The sequence below is a fragment of the Synechococcus sp. R8-2 genome, assembly GCF_047461715.1.
Taxonomy (GTDB): Bacteria; Cyanobacteriota; Cyanobacteriia; order Thermostichales; family Thermostichaceae; genus Thermostichus.
The window spans coordinates 1-11,313 of sequence record NZ_JANSHQ010000260.1; the positions used below are offsets into that span (position 1 = coordinate 1).

The following is an 11,313-nucleotide window of genomic DNA, read 5'->3' on the forward strand; positions in this document are numbered from 1 at the left end:
TGCAGGTAGAGCAGTTTTTCGTTGGCCACATCCAGGGCGCTGGTGGCCTCGTCCAAAATGGCGTAGCGGGGCTGGGTGATCAAAATGCGGGCAAAGGCAAGACGCTGCTGTTCCCCTAGGGAGAGAGTGCTGGCCCAGTCTTTCTCCACATCAAAGCCGCCCACCCGCTCCGGCAAGTCTCCCAGGTTCACCTGGGCCAAGACTCGGATGAGATCTTCATCGGTGAGGTCTCGGCGGCGTTTGGGATAGAGCAGTTGATCCCGCAGGGATCCCAGCAGCATGTAGGGTTTCTGGGGCAAAAAGAGCATCTCCTGAGTATCTGGGCGGGCGATGGATCCCTGGCCGTTGGTCCATAGGCCGGCAATGGCCCGCAGCAGAGAGCTTTTGCCGCTGCCGCTAACACCGACAATCAAAAGCCGCTGGCCGGCTTCCAAGGCGAAGGAGAGATCCCGCACCAGGGTTCGTTCTGAATTGGGGGTGAGCAAAGTGACGTGGTTTAGCGCCAATTGCTGGGCAATGCGAGTTTGAATGTTGCTTTCCCGAGCGCCGGTGTGGCGCAGCGCCGGATCTTCCAGAGACTCGTGAAAGGAGCCTAAGCGGTTGATCCCGGCGGCAAAACTGGAAATGCTCTGGATCTGGTTGGCCACAATGGAGAGGGCGCTCAACACCTGGCTGAAGGCAATGGTGGCCTGGGTGATGGTGCCGAAATCTCGCACGCCGCTGAAGTAAAGGGGGGCGACGATGACATAGGGCACAATGCGGGTGAAATAGTTGTAGGCGTATTGGAAAATATCGATGATGGCCTGCCAGATGATCAGCAAGTTAAAATTGCGCAAGGCCGCACCAAAGCGATGCAAAATTTGCCTGAGTTCTTGATCCTCTCCCTGGTAGAAGGCAATGGACTCGGCATTATCCCGCACGTGCACTAAGCTGTAGCGAAAATCGGCTTCATAGCGCAGTTGATCGAAGTTAATTTTAATCAGCTTGCGACCGGCCAAAATGGCGATGGCAGTACCGATAGTGGCATAGACCACCAGACCCAACGCCAACGGACGAGAAATGCCGTAGAGGATGCCGGTGAAGGCGTAGAGGGTGAGAATCGAGTCAAGGATGTCCAACAGGAAGGAAAGGGTGGTGCCGGTAAAGGAGCGGACATCCTCTGATATACGCTGGTCGGGGTTGTCGATTTCGGTGTTGGCGGCGTTGGAATCCAGCTCGTAGTAAGCCCGCTGATTGAAGTAGCGATCCAGAAAATGATCGGTCAGCCATTCTCGCCAAAACAGCCCTAGCTTGAGGCGAGTGTAGCGGTAGATCACCAAAATGGGAATAGCTGAGATAATCAGCACTCCATAAATAATCAAAAATTGCCAGAAAGTGGGCTCTTCTTTTTGCTGCAGAGCTGTGTCGATAAACCGAAAGATAAAGCTGATCATCACGTTCAGCCGGTTGACCGTCAGCGACAGAAACAGCAAAAAGGTGAGCAGCACCCACTGCAACCAGCGCTGGCGAAGCTGCCGCCACACTGCCCCAAAACAAAGGCTGCTCAAAGCCAAGCTGATCGCGGCTACCCACAGCACCGGCGAGGACAAGTTTCTCTTCGTTTGGGCCACCAATCCGGCTGCCACATTGGTAAAAAACTCTGGGAACAGGGCCTGACCGACCAAAGTTACCCCAATCTCCACAAAGAACATCAGGGCAACCACAAACACCATGGCCGCTGCCAGCAAGCCCAAAAAGATCCAGCCCCCATAGCGCACTCTGGGGTAAAAGTAGGGCTGGGCCACGGTGATAAACCGATCCCACAGTTTGCGGTCGAAGTTAAATTGAGAGGCTTGGGATTCCATTTTTGCGGTCGGCGGAGAGAGCAAGATCGACATCTCCCAGGCTAGCAGGCCATGGGTGCCAATCTGTGTTCAACAGGAGCGGATTCATTGGGGGTGAAACGCGGATCCCCCTTGTCCCATCCAAACCGTCTTGGCTCTGGGTCTTGCTCACCCACACACCCCTTGCTTAAAGCCAGTGTCCCTTCAACCTTGCAACCGGTTTTGCCAAGCCGATTGGGCCGCCAGCCACACCGTCTGAACCGGCACGTGAAACTCCTGGGCGCGGGCCACACAGTCGCGAAACTCCGGCTGAGCGTTGACGATGCGGCCATGGTGGTGGGCCACTTTGATGTCGACCAAGCCGTAAGGGGTTTCCACCCGCTCGATAACCCGCTCCAGCAGGGTGCGCTGCTGTTGGAAGTGGCGAATGCCCAGGGTGGTGGTCTCCCGGAAGATGAGATCTTGACACTCCGGCACCCGATCCGGCGGACAGATGACGGTAAGCAGGATCCCCGGCCGCCCCTGTTTCATGGTGATCGGCTGGGTAAACACGTCCCAGGCCCCGAGGGCCAACAACTGCTCGCAGGTGTAGGCAACCACTTGGGGGTTGAGATCGTCAATTTGGGTCTGCAACACCGATACCGTTTCCGTTAGCTCTCCCCCATCGGCTTCCCCAATCCAGAGACGAAACACGTTGGGAATGGGCAGCTCTTGGGCACCGGCCCCACGCCCCACTTTTTCCACCCGCATCGGCGGACAGGGGCCAAACTCTTCCGCCAACGCCACAGCCAAGGCTGCTCCTGTGGGGGTCACCAGCTCGGCTTCCACCCCGTTGCTGAACACCGGCACGCGGCCCATTTCCCACAACTCGATCACCGCCGGCACCGGCACGGCCAATTTGCCATGCTCTGTGCTCACCCAGCCGCCCCCAACAGGATGGGGGGATGACAACACCCGCTCCACCTGCAGCCAATCCAGGCCGATGCAAGTGCCGACAATATCCACCAAAGCATCCACTGCCCCCACTTCGTGAAAGTGCACTTTTTCCACAGGCATCTGATGGACTTTTGCTTCCGCCTGCGCCAACTTTTCAAACACCGCCAAGCTGCGGGCCTTAATGACTGGGGAAAGCTGGGATCCCGCGATCAAAGCCTGAATCTCTGCCCAATGCCGAGCAAGGGATCCCCCACTCTGGGATCCCAGCACCTCCACCACAGCTTGCAGAGCAGGCTGCCCACACCGCTGCACCCGGCTCACCTGCAGGCTATATTCCCCCTCGATGCCCAACGCCTGGAGCTGACGGTTGAGGTACTCCAAAGGCACCCCGCAATCCAGCAGGGCTCCTAGACACATATCGCCGGCAATGCCCGCCGCACAGTCGAAGTAGGCTATTTTCATGCTGGAGAACTGGGGGTAGCCGCTGCCGCCAGAATGGACTTGGATCCCTCTTGATTGTAGGCAGCAACCGGCCTGGAAAAGGCGACGGGAGAGCAGTTAGGCTTCCCTAGAGTCAGAAGATTCAGAAGATCGGGCAGCAGATTCCCGCCACTGTTGGATGACGTTGCCCAAATTGCGCCGGAATTCTCCAATTCCCAGCAGGGATCCCGGCTCGGGATCCCAGGAAGCTGAGAACACACCGTAGCTGATGCCCAAAAAACCAAGGCCAAACAAAGTTAGCGACTCCGCCAAGGTGAAGTAAGGGGGCAGAGGAACCACGTGGTTGGTCAAGAGATAGTAATTCACAAAAAAGCTGCTCAGACCTAGCCCCGAAGGGATCCCAGAAAACACCAGAATCCGCCGCACCATCCGCCGGCTGACCTCAGGGGGAATCACGGCAACAGGCTCCTTCTTGGCCGGCTTCTTCTCCACCTCAACAGAGGCGGAGGGGGAGCGACGGCGAAAGGTTTTGGACTGGCGGCTGGATTTGCCCACGAAGACAGATCTCCGATAGCGTTTTGGATGGGCTGCCTACTTTTTCACCCGGATGTTCAGCCGTTCGGCCAGCTCCCGGAAGCGGTCAGGAGAATGCTTGGCGATGTAGTTGAGCAAACGCTTGCGACGACCGATCATCATCAGCAGGCCGCGGCGGGAGTTGAAATCCTTCGGGTTTCTCTGAAGGTGCTGAGAGAGCTGGTTGATGCGACTGGTGAGCAGAGCCACCTGAACCTCGGCAGAACCGGTGTCGGTGTCGTGCAGTCGATAGCTCTCAATGATCTGCTGCTTCTCTTGTTGCAATAAGGCCATAAGATCAAGGGACTGGATGCACTGCTTCAAGATAATAACATCGGCTTTTCCTCCCTCGCTATGGCCGAGGAGGGTTATGGAGAGAATGGGATATGACAACAACCTCTGGGGATCCTCCGGCACTGCCCGCTTTGCTGGAGCTGTTGAACTCACAAGACTTGGGAAATCGGCTGCGCGCTGTCAACAAAGCTAGAGAACTGCCTGGGCCAGAAGCCTTGACATTGCTGCAGCGAGCGATTCACGACGAGAATGCCCGCGTCCGTTATGCTGCCATCAGCCAGATGGGCACCCTGTCTGGCGTCGATCCGAACCTACTGTTGCCCATTTTGCAGCGCTCTTTGCGAGAGGATCCGGAGTTCGATGTGCGGGCTGCTGCCGCCGCTGCCCTGGGGGATCTCAAGCAGCCACAGGCCCTGGCCGATCTTCTGGAAGCTTATCGGCGAGAAACGGAGTGGCTGGTACGGTTTAGCATCATCGCTGCCCTGGGAGAGCTGGGGAACCCTGCCGCCTTCGACACTCTGGTGGAAGCTTTGCAGGACAAGAGCGAGCTGATCACCACAGCCGCTGCCGCTGCCTTGGGCGATCTGGGGGATCCGCGGGCCATCCCCTACCTGGATCCCCTCATTGATTCCGACGACTGGCAACTGCGCTACCGCGTCTGCATTGCCCTGGCCAAGTTGGGAACAGAAGCCGCTCGCGCCGGACTGACCCGGCTGGCCCAGGATTCCCAAGAACAGGTGGCCGTACATGCCCGGGCTGCCTTGGGATCCCTGTAGTTCCCTAGCTCATGGCATTGATGATGTAGTCAAAGTAAGGGGCGGCTTCAGCGGCTGCCGCCGGCTCCAACAAGCTGAGGGCAGCTTCCTTCAAAAAGACAATCGCATCGATCATGCCGGCGATGGGTACGTTGAGGGCATTGTACATTTCCCGCACCCCTATCAGGCCGATAGACTCAATCGGCTCTTTGCTGCCGGCAATAATGCCATAGGTCACCAGACGCAGATACCAGTCGTAATCTCGCAAACATTGGTTGTAGCGCTTGTCACCGTAGGCATTGCCACCGGGTTGCACGTACTCGGGCCGCTTGGCGAATAGCTGCTTCTGGGCCTGGTCAATGATGCGCTTTTTGTTTTCTGCTAACACCTGAGCGATTTGCAAGCGCCTCTCGCCGGTGGTCATGTAATTCCTGATGGCTTCCAGTTCGCTAACTGAGAGGTAACGCAGCTGGTCATCCGCGGTCTCGATGATCTGGTTGATCACGCTCACGGTAGGGATTCTCCTGTTTTCTAACTTGCTTTCAATTCGGTTCATTCGGTTCATCAATTCGCAACCCATCCCCCCAGCCCGAGGTCGGCCCAAGAGATGAGCAGGTAGCTCGGCAAGCCAGCGCCGCCGGCTGCTCCCAGTTTAGGATAGGGCAAACCTTCCCTCAAGCACTTTGGCGTGACTCCATCTCGAGACTGGCCCTAGATCCGGCCTCGCAGCCATTGGGCCATCTCATTGCGGCGTGGGGCAGCCTCCAGACACACCTCTTCGGTAATCCGCCCCTCTTGGTAAAGCCTAAACAGGGATTGATTCATCGTACACATGCCCTCATAGGAGCCGTCGGCGATCAGCTCCTCAATTTCATCCACCGCCCCCCGCTTGATGTAGTCCCGAATGGCATCGGTGTTGCGCATGATCTCGTGGGCCGCAGCTCGCTTGCCATCGGTGGTGCGCACCAGGGTTTGAGCGATGATCGCCACCAGGGTTTCTGCCAGTTGCAGGCGCATCGGCTCCTGTTCTTCCGGCTTGTAAATCCCCAGCAGACGCTCGATGGTGCGGACGGCGCTGTTGGTGTGCAGGGTTCCAAAGACCAAGTGGCCCGTCTGGCCGGCCTTCAGGGCAATATCCACTGTCTCTCGATCCCGCATCTCCCCAATCAGGATGATGTCCGGATCTTCCCGCAGAGAGGCTTTCAGGGCATTGGCAAATTCCAGGGTGTGGATCCCGACCTCCCGCTGCCGCACCATCGATTTCTTGCTCTGGTGGACGAACTCGATGGGATCCTCAATGGAAATGATGTGTTTGGGAAAGTTGGAATTGATGTAGTCCACCATCGCTGCCAAGGTTGTGGACTTACCGGAGCCGGTGGGGCCGGTCACCAAAACCAAGCCTTTGTGCTCCTCGGCAATGCGCTTCAAGACTTCCGGCGCCCGCAACTGCTCCAGCGTCAAAATTTTCAACGGGATCAGACGCATCACCATAGCCGGGCCAAGCAGGGAAACAAAGCAGTTGACCCGACACCGCACCAAACCCTCGTACTGGATGGCAGTATCCAGTTCCAAACATTCCTCAAACTGGCGAATTTGGCTCTCCGGCAGGCTTTCCCGCAGCCAGCCATAGAACATCTCGGTGGTGGTGACCGGGTAGTTGGTCAAAAGCATTTGCCCCCGATCCCGAAAGCGGGGCACTTCTCCTACCCCCAAATGAATATCTGAGTAGCCTTTGTCATAGGCTTCCTGCACCAGTTGGCGCAGGGTCAGGCCCGCAGGAGCAGCTGGAGCCACCGGGATCCGACCGGCAGCCGTTGGGCGAGCTGGTGGCGCAAAAGGCGGAGCGGCAGGATTGGGGCTGGGCGGCGGCACTGGAGGCCGAGCAGCAGCCGGGGTGGGCGGGGGCATCTGAGGAGAAGCGGCAGAGCCCGGCACAGGCACCGGTACCTGAGGGGGAGCGACAGCCACACCAGGCGGAAGGGGCCGACCCAGAATGGGGTTGGGGGGGCTTTTGGCGTTGACAGGTCGGGATCCCATCCCTTGGGAGGCTGAACCGAGCACTGGATCCAGTTGCGTTGGAGGCTCCACCGGGGGCACCGGAGCAGCCGGACGAGACGGACGCTGCATGACCGGCGGAGCCGGGGGCTGCCAATTGGAGTCCAAATCGGTGGGAAACTGGTTTTCGGGGCTGACCTCGCTCATGACAAGCCTCGCTTCTGGCAGGGTTTGCGTCGATCTTAGGCTAGTATTCCCAGCCTGAGCAGAGGGTTAACTCAACCCAACCACCGGCAAAGCTCCGGGAAGCTCCCTAAAAATTGGACGGATGGCGAATGAGACTCAGAAACTCTTCGCGGGTACGGGGATCCTCCTGAAACACCCCCACCATCGAGCTGGTGACCGTCCAGGAGCCGGCCTTTTGTACCCCCCGCATCACCATGCACATGTGGGTAGCCTCGATAACCACCCCCACCCCGTAGGGATCCAGCACCTCCATCAAGGCCTCAGCAATTTGCCGTGTCAGGCGTTCCTGAACCTGCAGGCGGCGGGAGTACATCTCGACGATACGGGCAATTTTGCTTAGGCCCACCACCTTTTGCTTGGGGATGTAGGCCACATGGGCTTTGCCGATAAAGGGCAGCAGATGGTGCTCGCACAGGCTAAACAGAGACACATCCCGCAACAGCACCATCTCGTCATGGCCCTCATCAAAGATGGCACTGTTCAGTAGCTCCTCCAAAGACTGCCGATACCCACTGGTCAAAAACTTCAAAGCCGCAACCACTCGTTCCGGGGTTTTTCGCAGCCCCTCCCGTTGGGGATCCTCCCCGATCCCCCGCAGCAGCGTCTCCACCGCCGCCACCATAGCCGGATCTGAGACATCCGAGCTACCCAATTCTTCTTCCGCAAAAGTGGCTCGATCTCGAATCACCCGAGACTTGAAATGGGCTTTGTCATCCATTCGAGATTGCGAGCCAGATCCGGGTTTCGCAAGGGTCATAGCAGGATATTCCTTGGTTAACGAAAGGCTAAGAGAACTCGGTGCATGCAACTCAGCTCAGGTGGCATCCAGTCAAAGGCTGCGATAGCCAAAACCCTCCCAAGTCACGGGCAACTCCAAACCAGCCAGGTCTAAAAGGCTCCCACCGCAGGCATGAAGGTGAGATCTTCCACCACCGCACCTGTGGGCAACCGAACAATATAGGTAATCAAATCGGCTACCCATTCCGGCGAGAGCATTTTGGAACGGTCGAAGTTGACCCCTACCGTGCCCGTATCCCAGAGGGACGTGTCCACGGCACCAGGGCACAGGCTGGTGACCCGAATGCCATGCTGTCGTTCCTCTTCGGCCAAAGCTTGAGAAAAGCCCATTAGGCCGAACTTGCTGGCACAGTAAGCTCCCCAGTTGGGAAAAGCTCGCTTGCCCGCAATCGAGATGACGTTCACAATCGTGCCGAAGCGCTGCCGGCGCATTCCGGGAAGTACGGCTTGGGCGCACAGAAAAGCTGCCGTCAAGTTCAAGTCGATCACTCGCTGCCAATCCGACAAGGGTAAGGTGGCCAAGGGGCCAACATGGGCTATGCCCGCATTATTGACCAAGACATCGCAGACGCCAAATCGATCCAGGAGAGCCTGCAACTGCTGGGGCAGAGCCGCTAGGTCGGCCAAGTCCATGGGAAAAATCGCTGCCTTGCCGCCCTGGGCTTGGATTTGGGCTTGCACCGCCAGCAGATCAGGTTGGGAACGGGCCACCAGAGCCACCGCTATCCCTTGTCGGGCTAGGGCTAGGGCTACCGCTCTGCCGATCCCTCGACTGGCCCCTGTAATCAGAGCACGTTCGGGAAACTTTGTCTCAAAACTCATTTACAACAAGCCTCTGGCGTGCGCCACACAAGCAAGCGCCGCCCAGGCCTGAGAAACTTCGTTAACTAAGTTTAACACTGATTTTCCGCTGCTTCGCTTGGAATCAGGGCGAGGCGTAGAAACCTTATTCTGTCCTGCTCAAGATCTGGCTGCTGGCTGTTGGATCTCGATCCGGTTGGACGGGATCCGGGGACATGGTAGTGTGGTAAAAATAGTGAAAATCTTTTGCAACAACAACCGTCATGGCTGAGTCTTTGTTTTCTCCAAGCCCCACTGCCGCGCGGGAGGATCCCTCCTACATCCTTCAGCTTGAGGGCATCAGCAAGGGGTTTCCCGGCCAGCGGCAGTTGGTTTTGCGGGAAGTCGAGTTTCGCCTGCCCCAAGGAGACATCCTCAGCATTGTGGGCCCATCAGGTTGTGGGAAAACCACCTTATTGCGCACCATTGCCGGATTTGAGCAGCCGGATAGCGGGCGGATCCTGCTGGGGGGGCAGGTTGTAGCTGGGGAGGGGCAGTGGATCCCACCGGAGCGACGGGGAGTGGGGCTGGTGTTTCAGGATTTTGCCCTGTTTCCCCACTTGAACGTGTTGGCCAATGTGATGTTTGGCCTCCGACCCACTACCCCGTTTGCGTCGGCGGCAGGGGGTGGCAATCGCTCCTCCTCAACTGAGTTGCGAGCTGAGTTGCGAGGCGCTGCCCAACAGGCGCGGGAACGCGCTTACGAGGTGTTGCGGTTGGTGGGCCTGGAAGACTACACCCATCGTTATCCCCACGAGCTTTCGGGCGGGCAGCAGCAGCGGGTGGCTTTGGCGCGGGCTTTGGCCCCCAGGCCTAGCTTGATCCTGTTGGATGAGCCGCTGAGCAATTTGGATGTGCAGGTGCGCTACTACCTGCGGGAAGAAATCCGCAAAATCCTCAAGCAAACCCAGACCTCGGCCATTTTTGTCACCCACGACCAAGAGGAGGCTCTCTGCCTCTCCGACTGGGTGGCGGTGATGCGGGAAGGCCGTATTGAGCAATGGGGATCCCCGGAGGAGGTTTACCGGGAGCCGGCTACCCGCTTTGTGGCAGAGTTTATTACCCAGGCCAACTTTCTCCGCTGTGAGCGGCGGGAGTTTGGTTGGCAGGCTGAAGAGCTGCTGCACATCCCATTCCAGGCTTTGAGGGATCAGCCCGACCCCAGCTTGCGCTGCGCAGAGTTGATGGTTCGACAGGAGGAGTTGCATTTGCATCCTGATCCTCAGGGCGGCATTGTCATTCGGGATCGACAGTTTTTGGGGCGAGAGTACCGCTATTGCCTGATCACAGCAGCCGGCAAAGAATTGCACGCCCTAGCCCGGGAAGCCCTGCCTGTGGGCGCGCGGGTTCACATTGCTGTTGGGCAAGGTCGGCTGTTCCCCCTCGCTGAGGGGTCCTCCGTGGCTGAAAAAGAGCCAAATCGCGCAAAAAGTAAAAGTGTTGCCTGAGTCGGGGTTCTTTTGCACACCTTTAGCAACCCATCTTCCCCGCGACACGAAAGCCTTCGCCCCAGATAGGGCTTAGACTGGCAAGACGGTGGTCCAGGCTGGTAGCTCCCTCTGGAGGGACAAACTGGGTAGGCTGTTGGTGGAGGATTCAGTGCCAAGCTATGCAGGGATCCCGCATCGTGGCAGGCCCATCGGAGAACCGGATCGCCTTGGCGGAGTTCCGGGTGGGCGTGGATGCGGTCATTTTCTCCATCGACACTGAGCAGAATCGCCTCCTGGTGCTGCTGGTGCGGCGGCGGGAGGATCCCTTCCGCGGTTGCTGGGCCCTGCCAGGAACACTGGTGCGGCGCTCAGAATCCCTAGAAGCAGCGGCCTACCGCATCTTGGCGGAGAAAATTCGTGTTAAAAACCTCTATCTGGAGCAGCTCTACACCTTCGGGGGGCCGGAGCGGGATCCCCGCGAGGCCGAGGATGGCTATGGAGTGCGCTACCTGTCGGTCAGCTACTTTGCCCTGGTGCGGTTCCAGGATGCTGAATTGCTGGCAGACGGAGTGGAGGGCATTGCCTGGTATCCCGCCGACCAAATTCCCTCTTTAGCCTTTGACCACGAAGAGATTTGCCGCTATGCCCGCCGTCGCCTCTGCGCCAAGTTGGAGTACAGCCCGATTGCCTTTGACATTTTGCCCGCCACCTTCACGCTAGGGGAGGTCTATCAGCTCTACGGCACCGTTTTGGGCGAGGGGTTCTCCGACTACTCCAATTTTCGCGCCCGCCTACTGAAACTGGGTATCTTGCAAGATACCGGCCAGAAAAGCACCCAAGGCACAGGCAGACCGGCAACCCTCTACCGTTTTGATGCGGCTGCTTTCGAGAAAATCCGTCATAAGCCGATGGTGTTTGTCTGAAGGCCGTCTGAGGGATCCCGGCTCGCCAAGGCCAAGCTGGCCAGATCGGTTGGTATAGATTGGCTTTTATTCAAAGGGAGTTCCATACATGACCACCTAGACAAAGGTTTATGCCTTGATCATGGTCATTTCAAGTTAGGCTGAGACACTTCCCAACTACTCCGCGTCGCTTCCACAACTATCCTCAACCCCTCTTCCAATGGAACAGTTTCATTCCTCGTTAAAATGACTACAGTCGTTTCAGGTTAGGGTGAGACGC

11 protein-coding genes are annotated in these 11,313 nt (G+C 57.9%); 3 read left to right on the forward strand and 8 right to left on the reverse strand.

The genetic code is table 11. The annotated features are described in order from the left end of the window. The 4 genes from NW819_RS06875 to rpsO all read right to left on the reverse strand — a co-directional run. Positions 1–1,877 (reverse strand): ABC transporter ATP-binding protein/permease (locus NW819_RS06875; protein ID WP_414413297.1); only part of this gene is annotated, 1,877 nt, incomplete at its 3' end. A 150-nt stretch (positions 1,878–2,027) separates the two neighbouring features. Continuing rightward, a complete protein-coding gene (larC, locus tag NW819_RS06880) occupies positions 2,028–3,221 on the reverse strand; it encodes a nickel pincer cofactor biosynthesis protein LarC (protein WP_414413298.1) in 1,194 nt (397 codons plus the stop codon). Between the two features lie 96 nt (positions 3,222–3,317). Then, entirely contained in the window at positions 3,318–3,755 is a 438-nt protein-coding gene (locus NW819_RS06885; protein WP_414413299.1) for a PAM68 family protein, read from the reverse strand. Positions 3,756–3,791: 36 nt separating this feature from the next. Beyond that, positions 3,792–4,067, reverse strand: coding sequence for a 30S ribosomal protein S15 (gene rpsO, locus NW819_RS06890; protein WP_011431855.1), 276 nt, complete (start codon positions 4,065–4,067; stop codon positions 3,792–3,794). A 92-nt stretch (positions 4,068–4,159) separates the two neighbouring features. Here rpsO and NW819_RS06895 point away from each other — a divergent pair, with 92 nt between their 5' ends. Then, a complete protein-coding gene (locus NW819_RS06895; protein ID WP_414329553.1) occupies positions 4,160–4,843 on the forward strand; it encodes a HEAT repeat domain-containing protein in 684 nt (227 codons plus the stop codon). Between the two features lie 4 nt (positions 4,844–4,847). On the opposite strand, the gene apcD is transcribed toward NW819_RS06895, so the two are convergent. From apcD to NW819_RS06915, 4 genes are all read right to left on the reverse strand, one after another. Next, positions 4,848–5,333 carry an allophycocyanin subunit alpha-B gene (apcD, locus tag NW819_RS06900; protein WP_011431857.1) on the reverse strand — a complete coding sequence of 162 codons (486 nt, stop codon included), beginning with the start codon at positions 5,331–5,333 and terminating at the stop codon, positions 4,848–4,850. A 200-nt stretch (positions 5,334–5,533) separates the two neighbouring features. Next, positions 5,534–6,859: a type IV pilus twitching motility protein PilT gene (locus tag NW819_RS06905; protein WP_414413302.1), complete on the reverse strand. Its 1,326-nt coding sequence runs from the start codon at positions 6,857–6,859 to the stop codon at positions 5,534–5,536. 271 nt (positions 6,860–7,130) lie between these two features. Next, positions 7,131–7,820, reverse strand: a complete 690-nt coding sequence (gene folE / locus NW819_RS06910) for a GTP cyclohydrolase I FolE (protein ID WP_011431859.1) — start codon at positions 7,818–7,820, stop codon at positions 7,131–7,133. A gap of 131 nt (positions 7,821–7,951) precedes the next feature. Beyond that, positions 7,952–8,683 (reverse strand): SDR family oxidoreductase, encoded by a 732-nt coding sequence (locus NW819_RS06915; protein WP_414413300.1) that lies wholly within the window; start codon positions 8,681–8,683, stop codon positions 7,952–7,954. A gap of 242 nt (positions 8,684–8,925) precedes the next feature. On the opposite strand from NW819_RS06915, the gene NW819_RS06920 reads away from it, so the two are divergent. Together NW819_RS06920 and NW819_RS06925 are read left to right on the forward strand one after the other, a co-directional pair. Further along, complete coding sequence (locus tag NW819_RS06920; RefSeq protein WP_414373788.1) at positions 8,926–10,149, forward strand: ABC transporter ATP-binding protein; 1,224 nt, start codon at positions 8,926–8,928, stop codon at positions 10,147–10,149. A 161-nt stretch (positions 10,150–10,310) separates the two neighbouring features. Continuing rightward, positions 10,311–11,054: an NUDIX hydrolase gene (locus tag NW819_RS06925; RefSeq protein WP_414413301.1), complete on the forward strand. Its 744-nt coding sequence runs from the start codon at positions 10,311–10,313 to the stop codon at positions 11,052–11,054. The last annotated feature ends 259 nt before the right edge of the window (positions 11,055–11,313 follow it).